This window comes from Micromonospora sp. NPDC049903, from assembly GCF_044460945.1.
Taxonomy (GTDB): Bacteria; Actinomycetota; Actinomycetes; order Mycobacteriales; family Micromonosporaceae; genus Micromonospora.
On record NZ_JBITKL010000025.1, the window covers coordinates 56,055 to 78,447 of the forward strand.

Genomic DNA, 22,393 nt, shown 5'->3' on the forward strand with positions numbered 1-22,393 from the left:
CCTCGCCACATGGTCCGGCGGCATTTCCGCCAACACCACCGCCATACGGTCCGATGGCATCTCCGCCACTAGCCTCGCCACATGGTCCGGCGGCATTTCCGCCATCATCACAGCCACCTGGCCTGGTGGCATCTTCGCCGCTACCGCCGACGCACGGCGTGATGGCATCCTCGCCACCAGCCTCGCCGCACGATCCGGCGGCATCTCCGCCACCCCTGCCGCCACTTGGCTCGGTGACATCTTCGCCGCCGCCGCCGCCGCACGGCGCGGTGACTTCTTCAATTCCGCCGCCGCACGATCCGGCGGCATCTCCGCCACCCCTGCCGCCACTTGGCTCGGTGACATCTTCGCCGCCGCCGCCGCCGCCGCACGGCGCGGTGACTTCTTCAATTCCGCCGCCGCCGCACGATCTGGCCGCACCGCCTCCACCGCCGCCGCACGGTCCGGCCGCATCTCTGACAGGAGTTCGTCTGCATGTTCACCGGGAATCGAGACCAAAATAAGCACAGCCTGTTGTGGCGGCATCTCTGATAGTCGCTCAGCGGCTAGTTGTTCGTCCATGTGGGTTAGCAGTTCAGCGGCGCGTTCTGGAGCCATGTTGGCAAGTCGGCGACTGGCGGACGCGGCGTCCATCTCCGCGAGTATGCCGACCGCGTCGTCTCGATTGATGTCCATGAGCATTGCCGCAGCCTGGCGGACAGGCATGGCCGCCAAGCGTTGGGCAGAGAGCGGCGGCGGCTGCATGAATACGTTGTTGCCGTGCGTCTTCCGGTCATAGGGGTATGACGGATCCACGCTCAGTGTGTCTTCGGTGGCTGGTTCTGAGCCGATCGGCAGCCGACGGGTACGTGCCGCAGCGCGCCGCCAAGCCATCTTCCAGCGCTCAATTTGCACGGGATCCGACTCTCCGCAGGCCTCTACGAAGGCGAGAACCGAGTCCATGCGAGGTAGGTGTCGGCCTTGAGTGAGATCACTGGCTGTGGCACGCGCCAGCTTTCCCTTGGCTCGTTGTTCGAGGTTCCGATACGACGGGTTGCCGTGCCATAGGCGCAGCAGAGCAAGCTCGCGAGCCAGCGCGGGTAGACTGGTGACGGAGTCGGGACTGGGTTCCAAGCCTGACGAAGCGGTCTCTGGCACCGCGTTTCCCTTCGAGGAGGGGCGTCCGAAGTTGTCCGATGGAATCCGACCGTAGCCAACATCGTCCATAGTGTCCGACAGCGGGCGCCCACCCGCCAAACTCATCCGAGCTCGTCCAGTTTTTTGATCCCGACGCTGACCAGCGCTTCTCTGGTTGTTGTGAGCTCCGAAGGCTCACGGGCGCAAACGGGCCGACCCACGCCAGGCAAGGGCGTGGGTCGGCTGCCGCTCATCAGATAGCAGCTGGGACGGAGAACGGCAATGACGAGCCTAAGCCGGAAGTCACTGAAGAATCGTCGCATCCGCGTCGCGCGACAGATCGTGGTCTTAGCGGGCGGGGTCATGGTCGGATGCCTGGCGGGATGGGCCGACGGTTGGGTCACAGGCCTGCAGGTTGGCCTGGGGGTTGTAGGAGGGCTTCACCTTCTGCTGCCAGCCAGTCACCCCGGACGGAGCAGCACAAGGCGATGACACCTGCCCCACAGAGATGATGCGCAGCGGCCTCGGAAGTTTTCCGGGGCCGCTGCGTCCCACTGATCGCTTACGGACTACCGGTCCAACACTCCCGATCCGATGGGTCGGCAGACCCATCGTGATCTTGAGCTCGTCTATGTTGCTGGGCGGATGATCAGGTGTGAACTCTCAAACGCTCCTGGATTCGGAGCTGACACGCGGCTTGCCAGCCCGGAGAACGACGACAGTTGCATCGTCATGAAGCTTGCCGCGCCAGCGCCGAGGGTCTGGATCGCCTCGTTCAGCATCGCGAACAGCACGAATGAGTGCTGCGGGTCCGCTGGTCTCGTGAAGGTCTAAGACCTCGCGCCAGGTCCATTCGTATCGCTCGGTCAGCCGAGAGACGCCGTCGGAACAGAGCAGCACCTGGTCGACTGAGCCGCGTGGCAGCGACCCCACCAGCGCATGGTCGGCAGCAGCCGGCACTGCGCCGAGAACCCAGAACCCCTCGGGCTGGTTGCGCACCGTCGCCACGTATTCCGGCAAGTAGGTACGCACCCGGCCCTCTACTACGGGTGCGTTCGGCAGGCGATCGACACGGTCATCAACGATGCTTGTGCACCCATCGATACCTTGGTCGATGATCGCCGCGCAATCGCCGAGAACCAGCCACTCGACCTGATCCTTGCCGAAGCGGACTACTGCGCCTGTTGCTCCTGGGGAGAGCGGATCGCTGAGGTCACATGCGGAACCGTGATCAGCCATGGTGGCTTCAATCGCAGACCGGACGATGGCGGTCAGCGGACTCTCTGGCTGGGCCAAGCCGGAGCTGAGATGAGCGGTCAACCGTTCGACGATCCAACTGACGGGGTGAATGCAACCCCCCGGCTTTCCGGGATATCGGCCTGCGCCGTCCAAGACCAGGGCCCACCCGTCGCCGATAGCGAAGCGGTCCTCGTTGGTGCTGTCCGGGGCTGCCTCCATGGCGGCCGCGTAGGTGATGTGCACGAACCGCCTTCAGTCGGGGATCTTGAACCGGTACGACATCTGGACCATATCGCCCGCGATGACGGCGAGCATGACTTCTACCGGCCTCCCGGTGATGTCGAACGTGGTGCGGGCCAGGTCAACCACGGGTGTCCCTGCTGGCAGGCGTAGTGCTGCGCTCTCGGGACCCGTGGGCATCCGGACGGACCACTCTTCGGCGATCTCCTCCAGTTCGTAGCCAGCCTCTTCGAGTCGGGCGTAGCTACCACCAGGGCCGGTGTCCTCCTCCTGGATACGCGTGCCTTTGACGACGCCCAACTCGAAGTAGGAGTCAGCGAGTTGATTGGGGCGGTCATCCACGAGGGTGGTCCGTCGTCGAACCCACACTGGGGCACTAACGGGGATCTTGAACCGTTCAGCGACAAGGGCTGGTGCTGGTGCCTCGGCGAGCTCTCGCATCAACTGGCTGGCTCTGTGTCCCTGCGACTCCGCCTCGGCGGTCAAGATCGCCTGCCCAGACCTCCACCGGCTCTTGGCGTACCGGTCGATGCCGTGCCTGCGGGCGGTTGGACGCTCCCGGACGAATGTGCCCTTGCCCTGTGCGGTGATGACGAGTCCCTGCTGCTTGAGCAGGTCGATTGCCTTACGTGCCACGGCCAGGCTGACCAGGTTGTCTGCCGCCAGGTCGTCAAGGGTTGGCAGTCGATCGCCTGGCCGGAATGCACCCGTTTCGATCTTCAAGCGGATGTCGTCGGCGACACGAACTTGCATCGGTCGCGCGTCCGTTGGGCCGGTACTCATAGGTCACAGAGTAGACCTTTGAAGGTCTGCATACAGAAAAGCTTGACCTGTGACGCGTTGGCGACCTAACGTAGTCCGTACATTTATAGGTCTGCATACAGACTCTGTGATCATTTTTGGCCCTTTCTGAGGGCACGGAAAAGGCCCCGGCGGGATTGGGCCCCGCCGAGGCCGGAGTGGCATCCCAAACCAAGGAGGCTCAGATGCCAGTAATGAGGGTACGTGCTGCCCGAAATCAGGGGGTAGAGCCCCAGCCCGGATCGACGCCTGGTGACGTGTCTGCGCTGGTGGCGCGGGCTCAGGCCGGTGACGTGGAGGCGTTCGGCGAGATCTACGGCCGGTACGTCGACCAGGTGCACCGGCAGGTGTACCGGTGGGTGCTGGACCGGGAGGCGGCCGAGGACCTGACCTCGGAGACGTTCACCCGGGCCCTGGCCAACATCGGCTCGTTCCGGTGGCGCGGCAGTGACTTCGGGGCGTGGCTGGCCACGATCGCCCGGAACCTGACGATCAACTGGCAGCGGTCGCACCAGCGGCGCGAGCGTCCGGTGGCCGAGCTGCGCGACGCCGCCCCGGTCGGTCGGGTGCCGAGCCCGGAGGCGGACGCGGTGGCGAACCTGACCCGTGAGGCGCTGCTCGCCGGGATCGAGCAGCTCAACCCGAACCAGCGGCAGGTCGTTGCCCTGCGCTACTTCGGGGAGCTGTCGATCGAGGAGACCGCCACCAAGCTCGGCAAGACCCCGAGCGCGGTGAAGGGTCTTCAGTACAAGGCGTTGCAGGCCCTACGGGGGCTGCTGCCGGCGACGGCGGTGATGCCGGCATGACCACGACGATGACGCCGCTCAACGGCACCGACCGGGCCGCCGCCGTACGGGCCGCCCACGGCCAGCCGGCCCCGACGCAGCACATCCCGATGGGCATCCGTGTCACCAAGGGCCCCGGCGCTTCACCGGCGACCCCCACGGCCGCGCCGGAGGACACCCCGAGCACCCCGACCACGCCGTCGACCCCTCACGGCGTGGAGGACCTGCTCCGGATGGCCGCCGGCAGCGACCTGGCGCGGACCCGGCACCTCGGCGCGAAGATCGCCGGCCTGGTCGAGGACCTGACGGCCCGGATCGAGGCGGAGCAGGAGCAGCGCCGGGAGCGGGAGGCCGCCGTGGCGCAGCGTCGGGAGCTGGCCGAGGCCGAGGCGACGTTGGCGAGCCAGCTCGCCGAGGTGCGGCAGAAGCTGCGCGGAACCGGCCGCGATTCTGCGGCATCGCCGCAGCGGAGCAAGCGTCGGCCGGGCGCTGACCAGCGGGCCGAGATCCGCGCGTGGGCGGTCGCCAACGGCTTCGAGGTCGCCGACCGGGGTCGGATCTCCCGCCAGATCACGGAGGCGTACGCCGCCGCGACCGGGTCGGAGGTGGCGCGGTGAGGACGCTGACGAAGGTGCTGCTGCCGGCCGCCGCCGTGGTGTCGGTGGCGGGGCATGTGTGGGCGGCCCGCGCGGTGTGGTCGCAGCGGACCCAGTTGGTGCAGGCCCGCCGGGCGGCGTTGGTCGACCCGCTGACGGGCCTGGCGAACCGGGCCGGGCTGGCCGAGGCGCTGGCGGACCTTATCTGGGAGCCCTACGACCTGGTGATCGTGGACCTGGACGGGTTCAAGCAGGTCAACGACACCTATGGGCACGACGCGGGTGACGCGGTGCTGGTCGAGGTCGCGACCCGGCTGTCCGACGCGATCGACGAGGTCGACGGTTCGGTGGTGGCCCGGCTCGGCGGTGACGAGCTCGTGCTGGTCTGCCCGTCACCGGCACCGATCGCGCACATTCTCGGTGCCGAGGTGGTGCGGGCCCTGGCCGCGCCGGTGACGCTGCCGGGCGGGCAGGAACTGGCGGTGCGGGCCAGCGTCGGCGCGGTCTCGGCGATGGTCGGTGACGACCCGTCGCGGGTGCTGCGCGCGGCGGACCTGGCGCTCTACCGGGCCAAGGCCGCCGGTGGCGACCAGGTCGCCGAGTACGACCGGATCGCCGATCTGCCGGAGATCGAGACGCGGCCGGTCGTGCGGCTGCGGGAGATGACCGAGATGGCCCGGACGCTGGGGGGTGCGGCATGACGACCCCGACCGCGCTGGACATGGCTGTGGTGCTGGATCGCTACCGGGCCGGCCTGCGGGACGTGACGGACATCGAGCTGGAGCGTCGGGCCGGTACGGTCGCGGCCCTGCCGGGCCGGCTCGCCGCCGAGCTGCGGCACCTGGTCGACGCCGAGCGGGAGTACCGGCAGGCCGTGCGCCGGCCGGCCTCGCCGCCTCCGGCACTGGTGTTGAACCGCTCCCGGGTGGTCGGTGCGGCTGCCGGTGTGGTGAGTACCGGCGCCGTGGGCGCGGTGCTCGCCGGCCGGGCGTTGGCCGAGCACGTCGACCAGGTGCCGCAGGCCCTGGTCTACTCCCCGGCCGTCGCGGTCGTTCTGGTCGCCGCCGGGGTCGGCGGTCGCCGGCTGGCGCGGTGGCTCGACGACCGCCGGCACCCCCTGGCCACCGACGTCGCCGAGGCCGACCTGAACCCGCTGGGCAGGCACCTGCTGGCCCAGGTTCGGGCCGCGCGGCAGGTCCGGGGGGAGGTGTCGTGATGGCGGGCCTACTGGTGGTGCGTGTGCACCTGGACTGGACCGGTCCGGGTCATTACGACGCCGACCGGGCGTTGCCCTGCCGGTGCTGCGACACCCCCACGAAGATGCGCGACGGCCAGGGCACTGCGTGCCACAAGTCGTGCGCCGAAGACGAGATCGCCCGGGAGCTGCTCGGCAGCGGCCGGGCCCGGATCGCCGACGAGCGGGTGCCGAATCCGGCGCAGCTCGCGGCTGGCTGACGGAGGCCCCCTCAGTGAGCGAGAAGAAGGCCACCGACATCGCGTGGGGTCCGTGGATCGCGATGGCGGCTGCGGTGATCCTCACGGCCAAGGGCGAGTTCGACCTGGCGGTGGCCGCGCATTTCAGCCCGTGGATCGCCTGGATGTTCCCGGTGATGTTGGACGTCTACGTGATCACGGCGTTCAGCCGTAAGCGGTGGAAGGACATGGTCGTCGGCATGCTGCTGATGATCTTCTGCCAGATCGCGGTGCACCTTCTGCCGGTCTACATCGACACCAAGGCCGGCGAGGAGGTGCCGTGGGGCCTGGTCGTGGCGGTCGCGTGTATCGCGCCGATCGTGGTGGTCAGGGTCAAGATGCTCACCGGCCGCACGGCGGAGGAAATCGCGGCGGCGGCGCAGGCGGCCCAGCGGGCGGAAGAACTCCAGGAGGCGCGGGCGGAAACCGCCGCCGCGCGTCGTGCGCAGGCGGAAGCCGAGGCGGCGGCGCGGACGGAAAAGGCTCGGGCCGAGGCGGAAGCCGCTGCCCGCGTCAAGGCGGAAACCCGTGCGGCCGAGTCGGAAAGGCGGGCGCAGGCAGAGGCGGAAACGCGGGCGGAAATCGAGGCGGCCACGGAGGCGGAAATCGCCGAGCACGTCCGGGCCGTCGCCGAGGCCCGCGAGGCCGCCCGACTGGCGCAGCAGCAGGCGTCCACCGAGACGCAGGCGGCGCGGCTGGCCGAAGGTCGGCTCGCGGAGGCCCGCGACGCCGCAGACCGTGCCGGTGCCGCCCGGGTTATCGCCGAGCGGACCGCCGCCGAACAGGTTCGGGTGCTTACCGACGCCGCTGAGCAGGCCGAACGCGACCATCAGGACGCTCTGGCCGAGGCTCGCGTCGACGCCCGTGCCGCCCAGGAGCAGGCCGCAAAACTGGACGAAGAGGTCCGGGTGGTGCGGGCGCAGCTCGACGAGTCGCAGCGCTTCGCCGAGCGTCAGGCCGCCGCCCGGGTCCACGCCGAGCAGGAGGCCCAGGCGGTCAAGGACGCCCGCACCGGTCTGCTCAACGAGTTGGAGCGCACCCGCCGAGCCCTCGCCCGCGCTCAGGAGAAGGCGGAAACCGGCGGGGGCCGGCAGCCGGAAATCTTGCGCCCGGCCGCCCGGAAAACTCTGGCCGCTGTTCCGGCAGAGTTGCCGGCCGACCTGCCCGAGGTGGAAACGGTGAAGCCGGAAAAGGTCGCCGCGATCCTCATCGCCCGAGCGGAAAACCCGGACGCGACCCAAGCCGAACTGGCCGGGCTTACCGGAATTTCCGACCGCACCATCCGCAAGGTCCTCAACGCCGTGCCGGCGGAAATCGTCAGCCAAGTCCTCGAACTCACCGCCGGCCGCGTCGCCTGACGCCGTTTCCGGCGCCCGGGAGATGAGACCACGGTGCTCGATCCGCCGCCGACGTCGGGTCGAGTGCCGTGGCCCCACCCCTCGGCAGGAGGAAGAACCCGATGAACCGACCGCGAACCCGCACTACCCGCACCTGATGGAGGTGATCCCGTGAGCGCCCAACCCGCCGAGGACAACTACCGACCGTCACCCATGCCGCGAATTCCATTCCGGCGTGAGGCGGACGTCGTTTCCCTCGTTCCGCCCAGGCCAGAGGGCCAGCCAGCCCCTCCCCTACCGGAACTCGAACAGGACGAACCCGCACAGACCGACCAGCCCACTTCCGGCCTCAACTCCGGCACCGGAATTACTCTGAGTGACCTTCCGGGGGATTGGGAGAGCGCCACGGCGGTGTGGACCGGCTCCCCGGAGCCGCTGCGGGACCTGGTCGACCAGGCCGCCCGTGCCCGTGAGGGCGAGGACGCCCAGGCGATCGCCATGGCGTGCTGGGCGGTGCTGGTGCTCATCCCCCGCGGGCTGCTGCACCTGGCCTCGTGGGTTCTGGCCCATCCCCTCCGATCGTTGGCCGCCGCTGCGGTGGCCGCCGTCTTCCTCGCAACCCTCTGAAAGGAGGCACCTGTCATGAGCGCACTGATCGTGCTCGGCGGCTTCGTCTACATCGTTCTGTCGATCGCCTTCGCCTTCACTCCCCGGCTGAGGGTGCTGGCCGGCTTGCTGGTGGGCGGGCTGCTCGCCGGTGTGATCGTCCGGCAGGTCAACAAGTGGCTCGCCAGCGGCATCGGCAAGATCGCCGATCCGGTTGGCGACTGGATCGGCCAAGACCCCGACGACGTCGCGGTCGCCATCCCCAGCGCGATCGGTCTCGGGCTGGCCATCGTCGTGGTGGTGTTCCTGCGCCGCAAGGGCGGCGGCAAGGGTGCGGCCCTCGGCGGTAAGGCCGGACTCAAGGGTGGCGGCGGTGGCGGTGGCTTCAAGGCGCACCTGGCACACGCCGCGCTGGTCTGCGCGCTGCTGCTGCCGATGGTCATCGGTGGTCTCGGTGAGACGATCCGGGACGTGGTCCAGTGATCTTCTTCGACATCCTCGTGTGGCTGGCGGTGGCGAAGTTCGCCGTGCTGCTGCTGGAGGACGCCGCCTACGCGGTGCGGGGCAAGCAGTCCCCGCGCCGCCAGGCCCGCGCCCGCCACCAGGCCGCGCAGCAGAAGGGCGGCCCGTCCAAGACCGGCGACAGCGGCACCAGCACCGACGGCACCCCACCGGCCGGCGGTCACCGCCGGTCGGGAGGCACCACGCTGGGCGCGGCGGACGGCTACCTCGCCGGGCTGATCGAGGACGCGACCGAGCGTGCGCGGGCCAGCCGTCGCCGCGCCGCCGCCCGCAAGCGTGGCACCCAGGCCGTCGACGGCGTCGTGGTCGACGTCGACGAGCAGGGCCGCTGGTACGCCGACTGTGACCTGTGTGGCTGGCATAGCCGCCCGTACCGGATCGAGGCCAACGCCCTCGGTGCCGGCCGGGAGCACACCCGCACCGAGCACCCCGACCAGTACACCGGCCAACCCGAGCCCACCAGTGGTGATTCCACCGAATCCCCCGCTCCCGCCGACGTCGCCGAGGAATCGGGCCGGCCGGCGCTGCGGGTGATCCCCGGCGGAGCGCAGGACGTCCCGTTGGCCCGACCGGCCGGGCCGACGCCCGCCGACGCGACACCGGCGGCGACCACGGCCGCAGTGGACCAGCCGCCGGCACGTCCACGGGTCAGGCACGAAGGCCACTACACCCGCTGCGGGCGGTGCGGCGAGGTCACCGGACCGACCCCGATGATGCCGCGCCACTGCTTCAAATGCGGAGCGGGAGACGAACGCCTGGAGGCCGTCACCGCCGCCGACATCGCGGCGAGCCATCCGGCCCGCTACGGCTGGCGCTGCCCCCGGTGCGGCGCTCGCAAGGAGGGCCTCGCCTCCTTCGAGGTCGCCGAACTCGACGCCGCGTCGCACACCTGCCCCACCCCGACCGAGCCGGCGACGGACGCCGGCCACCAGGACTCCGGCACTACTGCCGGGGATGACCAGCACCACCCGACCGGCGTCCCGATGGCGCCGGACGGTTCGACCACCAGCACCAACGACAGCAAGGAGTTGCACGTGAACCTCGAAGCCACTGGTCCGGAGGAGATCCGCGCCGCCTTCACCCAGGCCGCCGAGGCGGCCGGGGAGAACGCCGAGACGATCGGCGGGATCGCGGGCGTGATGACCGAGGCCGCCGACCGGTACGAGTCCCTGGAGATGGCGGCTTCCACCGTCGGGCACCTGCGCGACGCCGCAGAGCAGTTCGCCGCCGCGCAGGCCGCGCTGAACACCGCCCAGGAGGAGCTGCAGGCCGCCCTGTCCGACTTCAACGCCAAGGACGGCCAGGTCGCCGACGCCGTCACCGAGACGGGCGGCAACGTCGCCAACAAGGAAGTCCTGGTCGGCTGACCAACCCACCCCGGGCCCCGGGGCGACCACCGCCCCGGGGCCCTCCCCCTCCCGAACCCCTCCCCCTCCCGAACCCCGCCAGCTTCGTCTTGAAGGAGACCAGCGATGTCGACCCGGACCGTCTCCGAGGTTCGCGCGGACCGCATGGCCGCGCTCGGCCGTGTCCTGACCGCCCTGCTCGCCGCCGTCGCCTTCGGGGTGAGTTGGCTGGTGCGCCGGAGCTGGCGGCGGTTGCTGCCCCTGTACTGGATCGCCGCCGAGCTGGCCGTGGCGTGGCTGGCCGGGCCGCTGGGTCTGTCGTGGCAGACCGTGGCGCTGCTGACGCTGGCGATCGCCGCCACGGCGGCCGGCTGGCGGGCCCGTAGCCGCGCCGTGCGGATGTGGCGGGCCGCGATCGCCGTGGTCCTCGGCACCGTCGCGGTGGCCACGGTCGCCGCCGGTGGCCCGGCCGCCATGGCCGCCCACCCCACCGCCACGATCTTCCTGCCGACCCTGTTCGGTGTGCTGCTCGGCTGGCCGTGGTGGCACCACCTGCGTACCCGGCCGCCGCAGGACGAGCCCATGCCGGCCCCGGTCGCGGCCGGCGTGCCGACGACGGTGGTCGACCCGCTGACCGACCAGTGGTCACGGCGCTGGCGTACCGAGGTGATCGGTGAGGGCGTGTGCGCCGGCACGACCCTGGTCAAGGCGACCGAACCTCGGCCCGGTGTCACCGAGGCCCTGATCCGCCTGGCTCCCAAGACCAAGCCCGGACCGCTGTTCAAGAGCGGGCCCGATGTGGAGGTGGCGCTGGACCTCGACGAGGGCGCCGTCGGGTGGCGCTCCACCGGCAAGACCGCATGGCTGCGGGTCGTCATCGTCGAGCGTTCCTACATCGGCGACGGCGTGCCGTGGCACGGCCCCACCTACGAGGGCGGGCGCTGCGAGATCGCCCGGTTCACCGACGGCTCCCCCGGCCAGTGGGTGCTCTCCCGGCCGAACTTCGGCGTGCTCGGCGGCCTGGTCGTTGGGTCCTCCGGATCCGGCAAGACCCGTGCCCTGGGGGCGCTGAACGCCAACCTGCTCGAAGGCGGCTTCCAGGTCGTCGTCGGTGACCCTCAGAACGGCCAGTCGCTGCCGGCCTGGAGGGAGGCGGTGGAGTACCACGCCGGTGTCGAGGCGACGACCCTGCTGCTGCGCCGCTTCCACGCCGAGGTGATGCGTCGCTCCGCGCTGCTCGCCGATGCCGGCGTTGACACCTACGACGAGAACGACCCTCGGGTGAAGGCCCTGGGCCTGGGCAAGCTGATGGTCGTCGTCGACGAGTGCCAGCTCGTGCTGATCCCGAACACCCCGCTGGTGCCGCTGGTCGAACAGGCCGCCGAGACGATGCGCAAGACCGGCGCCGGTCTCGTGCTCGCCACCCAGCTACCGCAGATGCGCTCGCTCGGCGGGTCGGTGCGACTGCGTGACGCCCTGGTCGCTGGTAACGCCCTGGTCCTGCGACTGTCCAACCGGGGCAGCGGCACCACGATCCTCCCGGACGACTTCGTGGGCGATCCCTTCGCGATCGAGCGGGAGATTGACGGCAAGAGCACCGCCGGCATGGGCTACCTGCGGCACAGCAACCGCGTCGGCATGCTCTGCCGCGTCCCCCACCTGGACGAGGTCGCCGCCGCTGCCGCCAGCCCTCGCGTCCCGGTGCGCTGGAACGTCGAGCCGATCGACCCGAACACCCCGATCAAGGCCCCCCGGACGAGCACCTCCACCGCCAACTCGCCGGCAGCGGCCGGTGCGAGCACCGGGGACAAGCTGCGCGCCGCGTTCGGCATCGGCCGCAAGACCACCACCGCGGTGGTAGAGCAGAGCGCGCCGCAGACCAGCGCCGAGTGGGTGCTGGCCTGCCTGCGGCGCGGTCCCGCGTCGGCGCAGGCCCTGCTGGACCGGCCGGACTGCCCGGTCAACCAGGCCCAGCTCTACGCGCTGCTGAACCGGCTCAAGGACGCCGAGCGCATCGTCGCCCCCGCCCAGCGCGGCGGGCCCTGGACCGTCTCGGCCTGACCGCCGCCGTGATGGCCGGCCCCTCGCGGTCCGGCCTTCGCGGCGGCCCGCCAAGCCCCACCCGTGACCTGCCACGCATCACCTGTCCGGACAAGGAGACCCCGCCCATGGCCACCAACTCCCGCCGCCCCCGGCGCAAGACCGAGGCCGAGGTCGACCGTGGTGCCGAGCTGGCCCGCCGCGCCGGTGAGGCCACCCGGGCCGCCTGGACCGGCACTGCCCGTGGTGCCGGCCGGCTTGCCCGCCGCCTGCCCAGTCCGCACCGCACCCCGGGCGTCGACCAGCCCGGCCACGACACCGCCGGTCTGGTGCTGCTGCTGACCGGCCTGCTCGTCGCCGCTGCGCAGTGGACCAACCCCGCCGGCCTGCCCGGCCGGATCCTCGACGTGCCGGCCGCCGTCACCGGCGGCCTGTTCGGCGGGCTCGCCCCGCTCGCCCCGCTGCCGCTGCTGTGGCTCGCGGTGGAGGCCATGCGCCACCCCGCCGGCCGCCATACCGTGCGGATCCTCGCCCAGGCCGCCGGCATCGTGCTGGTCGCCGCCGGCGTGGGCGGGCTGATTGACCTCGCCGCCCCCGGTCTGGGCGGACTGCTCGGCCGGATTACCGGCGCCCTGGACGGCCCGCTGAGCCCGTGGGGCGCGGTGCCGCTGCTGGTCGGCCTCATCGCCGCCGGCCTCACCGCCGCCACCCGCATCACCCCCTTCGCCCTGGTGACCAGCCTCGTCACCGCCCGCCGCCGCAAGCCGCTCGCCGACGTCGACGACCTGGACGACCTCGACCTGCCCGACCTGGACGACGACGCCGACGTCCACCAGGACCCGGCCGACGCGCCACCGGTGGTCGCGCCGGCACCGACCCACCGGACCCGCGCGGATTCCGTGGAATCGGCCCGGCCGGTATCCGCGCCGCCGACCCAGACGGGCCCGGCGCCCGCGCCCATGTCAGCGTCGGCGACGTCGGCGACGGTCGGTGGCTACCAGTTGCCGCCGCTGACCCTGCTCGCCGCCGGTGACCCGCCCCGCCGCCGCCCGGGGGCGACCGACCCGGGCCGGGTGGCGTTGCAGGGCGTGCTCGACGAGTTCAAGGTCGCCGCGAAGGTCACCGACGCGCACCGAGGGCCGGCCGTCACCCGCTACGAGATCACCCTCGGCCCCGGCGTGAAGGTCGAGAAGGTCACCGGCCTCGCCAAGAACTTCGCCTACACCGTCGGCCAGCCGGAGGTGCGGTTGCTGTCCCCGGTGCCGGGTAAGAGCGCCGTCGGGGTCGAGGTGCCCAACGCCGACCGCGAGGTGGTGACGCTCGGCGACGTGATCCGTTCCCGGGCCGCCCGCGACGGGCACCGGCTGCTGGTCGGCCTGGGTAAGGACATCGACGGCAAGGCGGTCACCGCGAACCTGGCCACCATGCCCCACGTGCTGATCGGCGGGTCCACGGGCTCTGGGAAGTCCGGCTGCCTGAACACGCTGCTGGTGTCGCTGCTGACCCGGGCGACGCCGGACGAGGTGCGGCTGCTGCTGATCGACCCGAAGCGGGTCGAGCTGACCGCCTACGCCGGCATCCCGCACCTGGTCACGCCGATCGTCACCAACGCCCGCAAGGCCGCCGACGCCCTCGAATGGGTCGTGCGGGAGATGGACATGCGCTACGACGACATGGCCACCCACGGCGTGCGGCACGTCGACGAGTTCAACCACAAGGTCCGCACCGGCGCGATCACCGCCCCGGCCGGCAGCGAGCGGGAACTGCGCCCGTACCCGTACCTGGTCGTGGTGGTCGACGAGCTGGCCGACCTCATGATGGTGGCCCCCCGCGACGTCGAGGACTCGGTCGTGCGGATCACCCAGCTCGCCCGCGCCGCCGGCATCCACCTCGTCCTGGCCACCCAACGCCCCTCCGTGGACGTGGTGACCGGGCTGATCAAGGCCAACGTGCCGTCCCGGCTCGCGTTCGCCACCAGCTCCCTGACCGACTCCCGCGTCATCATCGACCAGCCCGGCGCCGAGAAGCTGCTCGGCCAGGGCGACGGCCTGTTCCTGCCGATGGGCGCGTCCACCCCGACCCGGATCCAGGGCGCCTGGGTCACCGAGCGCGAGATCACCGCCGTCGTCGAGCACTGGCGCCACCAGACCGGCACCACCGCCCCGGCCGCGCCTACCAGTGCGCCGATCGACGTGGCCACGCCGGCCACCACGGCGGTGGACACCAGCGTGGTCGCCGACCTCAGCGACGACGACCGGACGCTGCTGACCGAGGCCGCCGAGCTGATCGTGGCCTCGCAATTCGGGTCCACGTCGATGCTGCAACGCAAGCTGCGCATCGGCTTCGCCAAGGCCGGACGACTCATGGACACCCTGCACGAGCTGCGGGTGGTCGGCCCGTCCGAAGGCTCCAAAGCCCGCGACGTCCTCGTGACGGCCGACGAACTGCCCGACCTACTCGCCGCTCTCCGCAGCGGCGACCAGCCGGCCGCCGACCACGGCGAGCGCACCACCGCCACCACGGGCGGCACGGTGCTTCAGTTCCCGCGCAGCGGCACCCGCCGCTGACGCCGCGCGGGCGGCCCCACCGCCTTCCACAGCCCGGGGCCGCCCGCCACTCCACCAACCCGCAAGAGCGAGAGGAGCACCCTCCATGGTGCCTGACCCGGGTGACCCGGCCTACCTCGGCGCGGCGTACGCCGCCAGCTACGACCCGCGCGGCCCGCAGGGACCGCGCCGCCACTTCACCATTCCGACCGCCAGCGCGTACGCGGTGCTGGTCGAGATCTCCCCCAGCCTCGCCGACAGCACCTCCCGCTGCACTGGCTGCGGCACGACCGACCGTGACTTCAGCGAGCTGGAGATCCTGGCCCGTGCCGGAGCACACGCTGCCGCCTGTGGCCGGGGCACCGCGACGGCCGGTCTGGACGCCGAGATCGCCACCGTGCGTGCCGAGTTGGCCCGCATCGACCCCAAGGCGTCCGGGTACCTCCAGATGGCCGGGGTACTGCTCGGCGCCGGCCTGGCCGTCCTCGGCGGCGCCGGAGCCGGCGGCCACCTGCCCCGCACCGCCCTGGCCGCCGGAGCGGTCACCGCCGTGGTGGTGCTGACCGCCGTGGCGCAACTTCTGCTCGCCTCCCGGCCCCGCCTCGGCGGCGACTTCGGGTTCATCGCCTGGGCCGACGCCGATGACGCCCAGGGTGTGCTCACCCGGCTCGTCGCCGGTGACGCCGGCCAGGTCGCGCAGATCACTTCTCTGGCCAGGGCGCGGGAGCTGTGGTGGCTGAGCCGATCCGTACGCGCCAAGTACGTCGCCATCTCCCGGGCGGTGCCGCTGCTGCTCGCCGGATACGCCGGAGCCGCCCTGACCGCCGCCCTGGCGATCGGCGCGTGGTGACCATGACGGTGACCACCACGATCGTCGTCGGCGACCCGGTCGACGCCTACGAGCTGTTCGCCCACGCCCGCACCGTGCTCGGCCTGCCGCTGGACGGTCGCTGGCACCTGGTTGACCACGGGCAGGTCCACACGCTGCACTCCCTGCCCGAGCCTGGGGTGCCCGCCCAGTTCAGCGTGTCCTTCCCCGTCCAGATCGGTGCCCGCCACCCCGACGACCCGGACACCGGGATGCCCGGCGGCTACGCCCTGCTCGCCTTCACCACGACCGGTGACGGCCTGGACCGGCGGTGGCACCGCGACCTCGCCGGCCGGGCCGGCGCCTGGCTGACCGGCCGCCGGCTGCGCTGGACCTGGCAGCACGCCGACGGCCCGTGGACCGTCGGCTACGACCTGCACCCGCAGGTGGCGGCCCGATGACCGACCGCACCTTCGGGACGATCGTGGCCGGCACGACCGACGAGTACCGCCTGGACGTCGTTACCGACCCCACCGTCGACAACCCGCAGATCGTCACCTACTTCACCGCCACCGACGTCGAGGCCGCCTGCCACCAGGCCACGCGGTTGCTCACTGCCGTTACTGGCCCGGACGACCGCTACGGCGAGTTGTACGCCCACGACGGCGACGGTGGCGCCGTGCACTGCGACACCATCCACCTGCCCGCGTGACCGACCACCACACCGCGCACGGGCGGCCCGCCACGCCGGGCCGCCCGTGCCTGAAATCCGTTACGCCACAAGGCCGTCCGGCTTGTTACTTTATGTACCGAATTTGGGACGCAGTCCACACAGGACAGGCCGTGTCGGCGCGTGTTGGTACCCCTACGCCGATGAGAGTGCCCGTAAGATCCTCGGGTCATCCGTCTCACTTGACCTTGAGGGAGCGCCTGCGCTCAACCCCTAACTGCAGACAGCAAGAGAGCCCCAAACCCCCATTCGTTTGGCCGCGATCAGGGTCTGAGGCTCACACAAGCTCGGAGGACACCATAGCACCCACCTCCGGGCTGGGTGCACTTTTGTCTCCGGGCACGTTTTCAGCGTGTCGTGGCGGCGCCTGCCTGCGCCCAGCCTCATCCCCCATGCCTGCGGCCCTGGTGACGGTGCCGCGATGACCATCGCACCGCAGCGGACGATGCTGCCTGCCGACCGTGTGGTGGCGCTCGGGTACTGCCCCGACTGCTACGCCACCGGCACGGTCGCGCTCGTCGCGCCGGGCACTCGGCGGTGCCGGGCGCACCTGGTCGACCAGCGGTTGCTGGTGGAGACCACCGGCACCGGGCAGACCCGGCTGGCCGCGTCGGCCGGTGGCCGCCGCCGGCCGACGTATGCGACCGGTGTCCAGACGCCGTGCGTGGCCTGCGCTACTGCGGGTGTCGACCGGCAGGGCCTGCCGCGCGACGGTTCCGGTTCGGACCCGCTGTGCATTCCGTGCTGGCGCGGCCGGACCGACCGGCAGGACACCGCGGACCGGCGCCGGCTGGTGGCCGCGTTGCGCGGGCGCCTGGACGTCGACGAGCCGGCCGGGTGCGCGGCGTGCGGCGAACCGGACCCGGTGCCGACGTGCTGGTTGTGTGGCTACTCGTGGTTGGCCGAGGTCCGCGCCGACCACGACCACCTGGTGACGCTGGAGGCCGCCGCCGTGGCCACGCGGTTCGCGCAGCTCGCCGAGACGGCCGAGGCCCAGCAGCGTGTCGACGCGATGACCGCGTGGATTGACCGGCTCACGGAGACGCTGACCGCGTTCGACGCTGGTGACAGTTGGGGCCGTCCGGTGTGGCTGCTCGCGGACCTGCTCGCCCGCAACGCCGCCGCCCGGATCAGCCGCCGTGGCCGCCGGTCCGCGTTGGGCATGGTGTGCGGCGTGCTGGCCGTCGACAGTGACCGGCGGTCCGGCCGCCGGGCGATGCCCGGCCGGGCCGTCACCGCCGAATTGGCCGGCTGCGGCGACAGCACCCGGCCGGTCACCGACGCCTGGCGCCGGGCAGAAGCCCTCGGCTGGTGCGTGCGGGTGGAGCAGGGGCGCCGGCTGAGCTACGCCGAGCGGTGCGCCACAGGCCGCTCCCAGGCACGTGCCGTCTTCGACATCGTGCCGCTGCACCACGGCGATCCGGCCGCCCAGGCCGCGCACATCCCGGCCGCACTGGACGTCCTGGCCGACCTGCTCGACCACGCCCGCACCCTGCTGGCCGCCGCCCAGGAGCACGTCGACGCCCTCAACGCCCGCGCCGGTGGCTGGGTCGACTACCACGAGCAGGTCCGCCGCCAGCAGATGCGCCGCGCGGTCGCCGCCACCCTCGACCACGCCCGCCACCAGGCCACGAATTTTCGCACCCCCCACACGGTGTCTCAAGCTATGAGTGTTTACTCCAGCTTGTCTCGGGGTCTGCTGCTCTCACCACCGATCGCATCCACACCGTCGGTGAATGGCCGGCCAAGCCGGAGGAAGAACGGCGCTTCGCGCTCATCCACAAGAACGGAGGTCGATCGCACGTGTGCCGGGCCATCGCCTGTACAGCGTCCTAGGTCGCCTCAGAGGCACAGTGACGCGTCACTGTCACGCCGGGCACGTCCTGAGTGGTCAGGATGGGCGTACGACCTGGCACGGGCTGTTCAGGGCCGGTGGGTGTGGCTACGTCGCACCTCCCTGCCCCGGGTCGCGGCGACGCTGGGCGCCACGCTCGGTCCGGACTGGACGGCCGAGACGCTGGACACCTGGGTGCGCCACAGCAGGTCTCGGCCGCTGCTGTCCGAGCCGGACAGCCCACTGTCGTACCTGCGTGCCGTGCTCGAAGACGCGCTGACTGGCCCGGCCGCGCCGCCGCACCCTGCCCGCCGCCACACCGAACACCGGCGGGCCCTGGTCACCGCCAACGCCGCTGCCCAGGCCGAGCACCGCGACGCGGTCCGCGCCAACCTGAACGACCGCGAGTGGACCGCCACTCGACCCGGACGGCGTAGCCCGGCCGCCGAGGCCGCCCTCGCCGCAATCCGCGCCAACACCTCCGGACACCTGCGCCGCACCGACCGCGCCACGTTGCTCGGCGAAGGGCCTGCCAGCGACTGCGACTGGCCCGAGGTCGCGCAACCCGGCAGCGGCCTGCCGGCGGCCTCGCGCCGCCCCTGAAACCAACCTCGTCCGCCCGGAAAGGAACTGTTGCCCCGCGCCCTCATGGTCGCCGCTCGCAGCGTTAGGTTCCCCGCCGGCGGTTGCGCGCGGGGAGAGCCGGTGGCGACCTCTGCGGTTTAAGGGGCCGCCACCGTAGCTACCCGGCGAAGAGGCTACGGACGAGAAGCCGCAACCTGGTCCGAGGTGAGCAGTAGATCCACTAGCGTCCGGAGGTCTTCCTCCGTCAACTCCTCCCGGAGGGAGGCCGCAATCTTGTCTGGGGTGCCACCAAGGCGTTTGATGGCTGACGCTGCGGCAGACCTACGCGGAGGTGCGACCTTGCCGTTGGCTGAAGCGGCGGCCTCGGCCGGATCCGAGTTAACCGCGGTTAATCCTTCCTCGACTCTGGGTGACGGTGCGCGTCGGAGCCTCAACTCCTCCAGCTGCATCTCAGGCGGAACCTGGTGGAGATCCCGAACCTCCCGGAGTGGAACTTCGCCGCTTCGCACCAGCGCTTGCAGCTCCGGTGCCAGCTTGAGCAGGTTGAGTCGCTGAGTTACCCAGGCTGGGGTGCGAGACATCTGTTCCGCTGCCGCTTTGCCTGAACCGCACTCGTTAACCAGAAGCTGGATGGCTCTGGCTTCCTCGATGGGATCAAGATTCTCCCGGTCCAGGTTCTCCGCAGCGGTCGCGCTGACCCACGCCTTGCGACTCTCGGCCGGCTCTTTCTTGACGACGATGTCCAGTGTCGGCAGATTCGCCAGCAGCGCTGCTGCCCGACGCCTGCCACCGGTCACCTGAACCCAAGCAGCGCGCCCGACCGCCTTCTCGTGCTCTGGATAGATGCGGAGGAACGCCTCTCTAGACACCACGGCGCATGGCTGAAGTTGGCCATGGGTCCGCATCGACTCCGCGATGCCTTCGATCTTCGCCCGGTCGGACTCAAGATCGCGGGTGTTGAGGGGGTTGGGCGCGATCTGTTGCACCCGTGCCGTGCGGGGGGCAGCCTCAGCGAATGCTGGCAGGCGCGCCTCGGGCAACGCCGGTTCGGTGGCTAGATCTGACAGGTTGACGCGCTTACCTGCCATCGTCAGACCTCCTGCAGGTTCGGCGAACCAGCCTGCGACGGTACGGCCGCACTCCCGCCGTACCCCATCTCCAGTGCCAGGCGGAAGAAGTCCTCACGCGCCTCCATCGCCACACGGTTGCGGGGGTACTGCGTGACCACCAGGCCCTCGGCGGAAGCCCGCGAGTGAAGCTTGTACCGCCGGATGACCGTGTTGCACATCGGCCACCCCTTGCGCTGAATGAACTGCGCGGTCTGCTGGAGATCGGGCAACCCATCACGCGGATCCCAGCTGTTGACCACCACCCGGTAGGGGATGCCGCGCGGCGCGATGACCGCTTCGATCGTCCGGGTCGTCGGGTCATAGCAGAGGGGCTCCGGCACCATCGGCACCAGCACGTCGTCGCACTCATCAAGCGCTGCCTGCAGGATCCGCTCATCTTCCAGGGAACCCGGCGTGTCCACGAAGATGTGTTCGTAGTGCAAGTTCCGCAGCTTACGTAGGTCCCGCGGGTCGTCAACCTGGGCGAAGTCGAAGGGCAGCCCACCCTGCTGTTCGACCCTTCTCGACCACCACACTGACGAGGCTTGAGGGTCTGTAGACACCACCATCACCGGGCTTGCCGGATCGCCGATAGCCTCAGCGGTCGACTGGAGGATCGGCTCAGGGTTGACCAGAACGTCGTAGGTCACCGCCCCGAGATTGACCGCGAGCGTCGTCTTGCCTACGCCGCCCTTCTGGTTGGCGACGACATGGACCTGGGTCACGTTGGCTCCATTCCGTGTGCTTCCCGGGCCGCCAGTCTGCGGGCCGCGGTACTTCGGATGTCCGACATGCTAAAGCCGACCCTGACCTGCGGAGAAGTCGACCGCTCCGGGCCGCCTGCAGTTAACCGCGGTTAATTCCATCCGGTCTGCTGCTGCCGCCGATTGAGTGAGGAACAACTGGGGCCGCCTCGGCCCAGGGGGAGAACCTTTGTCGTTCGCGCGAGGGGTGGTTACTCGCGGTGTTGAACGATGCGAGCTAGCAAGGGCAGCTCGGGTAGGTGGACGGTAACGCGCTGCTGGGTCCAGGGTCGGCGAAGTGTGAAGAGGCTCAGGACGATCCACCAGAGGGCGGCGATGCCAGCGGTGGTGGTGCGGGCCGGGCCGGTGGTTGCGGCCCAGACCATTGCGACGGTGGCGGCGCCATAGAGGATCCAGCCGAGGCGGGCGGCTACGGCACGCCAGAGGAAAGCGAAGGTGAACAGTCCGATACCGGCAGCGCACCAGGTCCACCAGAGGGTGCTGGCGTTGACGGGGAGGCCGGCGGAGTGGGCGAAGAGGTAGTCGCGGACCGGTTCGAGGACAACTCGGGTGAGGTTCCAGTCGTGCAGCCAGCTGGAACCGTCCCTGACCGCGTCCCAGGCGAAGTGAGCGATCCAGCGGAGCAGAGGCATGACGAGTCCGAAGATCAGGAGTGCGACAAGTAGCACCCCGGCGCCGCCGACTGCCGGGATGAACCACTCGGGCGGCCAGTCCTCGCTGGCACGGGCGCGGTGAAAGCGGCGCCACAGATCACCGGCCCATTCGTTGAGCATGGCTGACCACCTGGCGTCTGTGTCCTCGATCGGTGCCGGCCGGGCCGGGGCGGTGTCGGTGGTCACGCGTCGTCCTCGTCTTCGTCGTCGACAGCGATGATGACCGGCTCGCCGCAGCGGGCGGCTTCCAGTTGAGCGCGGGTGAGCACGGTGCGGTTGGGTAGCTTGCGGGACAGCAGGGCCTCCAGGCCCTCGGGCGCGCCGTTGATGCCGGCGGGGGCTTGGGCGTTGATGTCGTCGAGTAGCGCGTCGACGAGCAGCGCGAGAGAGCCAGGTCCGGATCCGCCGTAGCCCCAGCTGATGCCGTAGTACGAGTCGCGTGGAGCGGGGTAAATCTTACCGTCTGCGGTACGAATCCAGACCGGCCCGTCAAGGATCAACTCCGCCAGCGGCGCAGTCGCGGGCAACCGTTGGGGCATGGCAGCGGTGTAATCGCCGTCGCTGCTTTTCCAGACTGGGGCGTCGGTATCCGGGTCGACCAGGGCGTCACCCGGCTCGCCGGCCTGAGCGAGCAACTCGAATGCGGCAGTGCGTTGAGTGGGGATGAGTCGCTCAGTCCACTTGAATGCCCAAGTACTTTCAATGCCCTCGACGTGTTGTGGGTTGCTGTAGGGGAGGTCGGCGCCGGCGTCCCAGTTGCTGACCTCGCGGACACAGCGGCGGGCGAGATCATCGGAGCGGGCGAGCAGGTCGAGCCAGCCGGCGCGACGTTGAGTGGGGTCGAGGTCCAGTTCCGCTTCGGGCACCGATAGGGGCCGGGCTGCGATCCGCAGTACCCCGTCCGGCAGGTTGGCCTTTTCAACCATCTCGACAAGTTGCTCGGCGGAGGCTGCAGCCTGAGCGTGTGCGAGACGTGCGAGATTGACCAGAACCCGGGAGGCAGGGTGCGTCTCCGCGTAGGTGGAGGCCATCATGAGCAGCGCGCCGGTGTCCAGCGCGGGAACGGCCATCGCGGTAACCGTGTCCGTTGACGGCTTCCACTCCAGCAGTAGCTGCTTGTCCCGCAGAGGCAGCGGCCACCATGGCAGTGGCTGGCCCACTACACCGGCTAGTGCCGTGACCACGAACGTTCACGGTGTTGGATGACACGCCGTCTGGCCTGTCGGCCGGGTGGCGTCGTGGCGGTCAGGCTGTGGCGGTGGC

General features: G+C 70.6%; 22 protein-coding genes. 15 read left to right on the top strand and 7 right to left on the bottom strand.

Features of this window, described 5'->3' with window-relative positions; all coding sequences use genetic code 11:
• From ACIBO1_RS27005 to ACIBO1_RS27015, 3 genes are all read right to left on the bottom strand, one after another.
• Window positions 1-942: magnesium transporter MgtE N-terminal domain-containing protein (locus tag ACIBO1_RS27005; RefSeq protein ID WP_396751248.1), on the bottom strand; the 942-nt coding region annotated here is incomplete at its 3' end.
• 837 nt (window positions 943-1,779) lie between these two features.
• Window positions 1,780-2,598, bottom strand: a complete 819-nt coding sequence (locus ACIBO1_RS27010) for a protein phosphatase 2C domain-containing protein (protein ID WP_396751250.1) — start codon at window positions 2,596-2,598, stop codon at window positions 1,780-1,782.
• Window positions 2,599-2,607: 9 nt separating this feature from the next.
• Window positions 2,608-3,378, bottom strand: coding sequence for a GntR family transcriptional regulator (locus tag ACIBO1_RS27015; RefSeq protein WP_396751252.1), 771 nt, complete (start codon window positions 3,376-3,378; stop codon window positions 2,608-2,610).
• A 275-nt stretch (window positions 3,379-3,653) separates the two neighbouring features.
• Between ACIBO1_RS27015 and ACIBO1_RS27020 the strand changes: the two genes are divergently transcribed.
• The 15 genes from ACIBO1_RS27020 (at window position 3,654) to ACIBO1_RS27090 (ending at window position 18,622) form a co-directional block, all read left to right on the top strand.
• On the top strand, window positions 3,654-4,202 hold the full coding sequence (locus tag ACIBO1_RS27020) for an RNA polymerase sigma factor (RefSeq protein ID WP_396751254.1): 549 nt from the start codon (window positions 3,654-3,656) through the stop codon (window positions 4,200-4,202).
• On the top strand, window positions 4,199-4,798 hold the full coding sequence (locus tag ACIBO1_RS27025) for a histone-like nucleoid-structuring protein Lsr2 (RefSeq protein WP_396751256.1): 600 nt from the start codon (window positions 4,199-4,201) through the stop codon (window positions 4,796-4,798). The genes ACIBO1_RS27020 and ACIBO1_RS27025 overlap by 4 nt, the downstream gene beginning before the upstream one ends.
• Window positions 4,795-5,478 (top strand): GGDEF domain-containing protein, encoded by a 684-nt coding sequence (locus ACIBO1_RS27030; protein WP_396751258.1) that lies wholly within the window; start codon window positions 4,795-4,797, stop codon window positions 5,476-5,478. Before ACIBO1_RS27025 ends, ACIBO1_RS27030 begins: the two co-directional genes overlap by 4 nt.
• A complete protein-coding gene (locus tag ACIBO1_RS27035) occupies window positions 5,475-5,993 on the top strand; it encodes a hypothetical protein (protein WP_396751260.1) in 519 nt (172 codons plus the stop codon). Before ACIBO1_RS27030 ends, ACIBO1_RS27035 begins: the two co-directional genes overlap by 4 nt.
• Window positions 5,993-6,232 carry a hypothetical protein gene (locus tag ACIBO1_RS27040; RefSeq protein WP_396751262.1) on the top strand — a complete coding sequence of 80 codons (240 nt, stop codon included), beginning with the start codon at window positions 5,993-5,995 and terminating at the stop codon, window positions 6,230-6,232. Before ACIBO1_RS27035 ends, ACIBO1_RS27040 begins: the two co-directional genes overlap by 1 nt.
• Before the next feature lie 14 nt (window positions 6,233-6,246).
• Window positions 6,247-7,608, top strand: coding sequence for a hypothetical protein (locus ACIBO1_RS27045; RefSeq protein ID WP_396751264.1), 1,362 nt, complete (start codon window positions 6,247-6,249; stop codon window positions 7,606-7,608).
• Window positions 7,609-7,998: 390 nt separating this feature from the next.
• The gene (locus tag ACIBO1_RS27050; RefSeq protein WP_396751266.1) at window positions 7,999-8,214 is read left to right on the top strand and encodes a hypothetical protein; all 216 of its coding nucleotides are present in this window, start codon (window positions 7,999-8,001) and stop codon (window positions 8,212-8,214) included.
• Window positions 8,215-8,229: 15 nt separating this feature from the next.
• Window positions 8,230-8,676, top strand: coding sequence for a hypothetical protein (locus tag ACIBO1_RS27055; protein WP_396751268.1), 447 nt, complete (start codon window positions 8,230-8,232; stop codon window positions 8,674-8,676).
• Window positions 8,673-10,082: a hypothetical protein gene (locus ACIBO1_RS27060; protein ID WP_396751270.1), complete on the top strand. Its 1,410-nt coding sequence runs from the start codon at window positions 8,673-8,675 to the stop codon at window positions 10,080-10,082. Before ACIBO1_RS27055 ends, ACIBO1_RS27060 begins: the two co-directional genes overlap by 4 nt.
• Window positions 10,083-10,187: 105 nt before the next feature.
• Window positions 10,188-12,122: a type IV secretory system conjugative DNA transfer family protein gene (locus ACIBO1_RS27065; protein WP_396751272.1), complete on the top strand. Its 1,935-nt coding sequence runs from the start codon at window positions 10,188-10,190 to the stop codon at window positions 12,120-12,122.
• Between the two features lie 107 nt (window positions 12,123-12,229).
• Window positions 12,230-14,668 carry a DNA translocase FtsK gene (locus ACIBO1_RS27070; RefSeq protein ID WP_396751274.1) on the top strand — a complete coding sequence of 813 codons (2,439 nt, stop codon included), beginning with the start codon at window positions 12,230-12,232 and terminating at the stop codon, window positions 14,666-14,668.
• Window positions 14,669-14,753: 85 nt separating this feature from the next.
• Window positions 14,754-15,497 carry a Pycsar system effector family protein gene (locus ACIBO1_RS27075; protein WP_396751276.1) on the top strand — a complete coding sequence of 248 codons (744 nt, stop codon included), beginning with the start codon at window positions 14,754-14,756 and terminating at the stop codon, window positions 15,495-15,497.
• Window positions 15,494-15,916 carry a hypothetical protein gene (locus tag ACIBO1_RS27080; RefSeq protein ID WP_396751278.1) on the top strand — a complete coding sequence of 141 codons (423 nt, stop codon included), beginning with the start codon at window positions 15,494-15,496 and terminating at the stop codon, window positions 15,914-15,916. The genes ACIBO1_RS27075 and ACIBO1_RS27080 overlap by 4 nt, the downstream gene beginning before the upstream one ends.
• Window positions 15,913-16,167: a hypothetical protein gene (locus ACIBO1_RS27085; protein ID WP_396751282.1), complete on the top strand. Its 255-nt coding sequence runs from the start codon at window positions 15,913-15,915 to the stop codon at window positions 16,165-16,167. The genes ACIBO1_RS27080 and ACIBO1_RS27085 overlap by 4 nt, the downstream gene beginning before the upstream one ends.
• Before the next feature lie 439 nt (window positions 16,168-16,606).
• On the top strand, window positions 16,607-18,622 hold the full coding sequence (locus tag ACIBO1_RS27090) for a hypothetical protein (RefSeq protein WP_396751284.1): 2,016 nt from the start codon (window positions 16,607-16,609) through the stop codon (window positions 18,620-18,622).
• A 155-nt stretch (window positions 18,623-18,777) separates the two neighbouring features.
• Here the strand turns inward: ACIBO1_RS27090 and ACIBO1_RS27095 are convergent, their stop codons facing one another.
• From ACIBO1_RS27095 to ACIBO1_RS27110, 4 genes are all read right to left on the bottom strand, one after another.
• A complete protein-coding gene (locus ACIBO1_RS27095; RefSeq protein WP_396751286.1) occupies window positions 18,778-19,692 on the bottom strand; it encodes a ParB/RepB/Spo0J family partition protein in 915 nt (304 codons plus the stop codon).
• 2 nt (window positions 19,693-19,694) lie between these two features.
• Complete coding sequence (locus tag ACIBO1_RS27100; protein ID WP_176096110.1) at window positions 19,695-20,438, bottom strand: ParA family protein; 744 nt, start codon at window positions 20,436-20,438, stop codon at window positions 19,695-19,697.
• 230 nt (window positions 20,439-20,668) lie between these two features.
• Window positions 20,669-21,250 carry a hypothetical protein gene (locus ACIBO1_RS27105; RefSeq protein WP_396751288.1) on the bottom strand — a complete coding sequence of 194 codons (582 nt, stop codon included), beginning with the start codon at window positions 21,248-21,250 and terminating at the stop codon, window positions 20,669-20,671.
• Between the two features lie 62 nt (window positions 21,251-21,312).
• A complete protein-coding gene (locus ACIBO1_RS27110; RefSeq protein WP_396751290.1) occupies window positions 21,313-22,200 on the bottom strand; it encodes a hypothetical protein in 888 nt (295 codons plus the stop codon).
• Window positions 22,201-22,393: the final 193 nt, after the last annotated feature.

What these genes read in the sequence shown, in the direction of transcription:
- ACIBO1_RS27105 (WP_396751288.1), bottom strand. Translation starts at nt 21,250, where the DNA reads ATGCTCAACGAATGGGCCGGTGATCTGTGGCGCCGCTTTCACCGCGCC.
- ACIBO1_RS27110 (WP_396751290.1), bottom strand. Translation starts at nt 22,200, where the DNA reads ATGGCCGTTCCCGCGCTGGACACCGGCGCGCTGCTCATGATGGCCTCC.
- ACIBO1_RS27015 (WP_396751252.1), bottom strand. Translation starts at nt 3,378, where the DNA reads ATGAGTACCGGCCCAACGGACGCGCGACCGATGCAAGTTCGTGTCGCC.
- ACIBO1_RS27085 (WP_396751282.1), top strand. Translation starts at nt 15,913, where the DNA reads ATGACCGACCGCACCTTCGGGACGATCGTGGCCGGCACGACCGACGAG.
- ACIBO1_RS27040 (WP_396751262.1), top strand. Translation starts at nt 5,993, where the DNA reads ATGGCGGGCCTACTGGTGGTGCGTGTGCACCTGGACTGGACCGGTCCG.
- ACIBO1_RS27075 (WP_396751276.1), top strand. Translation starts at nt 14,754, where the DNA reads ATGGTGCCTGACCCGGGTGACCCGGCCTACCTCGGCGCGGCGTACGCC.
- ACIBO1_RS27035 (WP_396751260.1), top strand. Translation starts at nt 5,475, where the DNA reads ATGACGACCCCGACCGCGCTGGACATGGCTGTGGTGCTGGATCGCTAC.
- ACIBO1_RS27025 (WP_396751256.1), top strand. Translation starts at nt 4,199, where the DNA reads ATGACCACGACGATGACGCCGCTCAACGGCACCGACCGGGCCGCCGCC.
- ACIBO1_RS27095 (WP_396751286.1), bottom strand. Translation starts at nt 19,692, where the DNA reads ATGGCAGGTAAGCGCGTCAACCTGTCAGATCTAGCCACCGAACCGGCG.
- ACIBO1_RS27065 (WP_396751272.1), top strand. Translation starts at nt 10,188, where the DNA reads ATGTCGACCCGGACCGTCTCCGAGGTTCGCGCGGACCGCATGGCCGCG.
- ACIBO1_RS27055 (WP_396751268.1), top strand. Translation starts at nt 8,230, where the DNA reads ATGAGCGCACTGATCGTGCTCGGCGGCTTCGTCTACATCGTTCTGTCG.
- ACIBO1_RS27090 (WP_396751284.1), top strand. Translation starts at nt 16,607, where the DNA reads ATGACCATCGCACCGCAGCGGACGATGCTGCCTGCCGACCGTGTGGTG.
- ACIBO1_RS27070 (WP_396751274.1), top strand. Translation starts at nt 12,230, where the DNA reads ATGGCCACCAACTCCCGCCGCCCCCGGCGCAAGACCGAGGCCGAGGTC.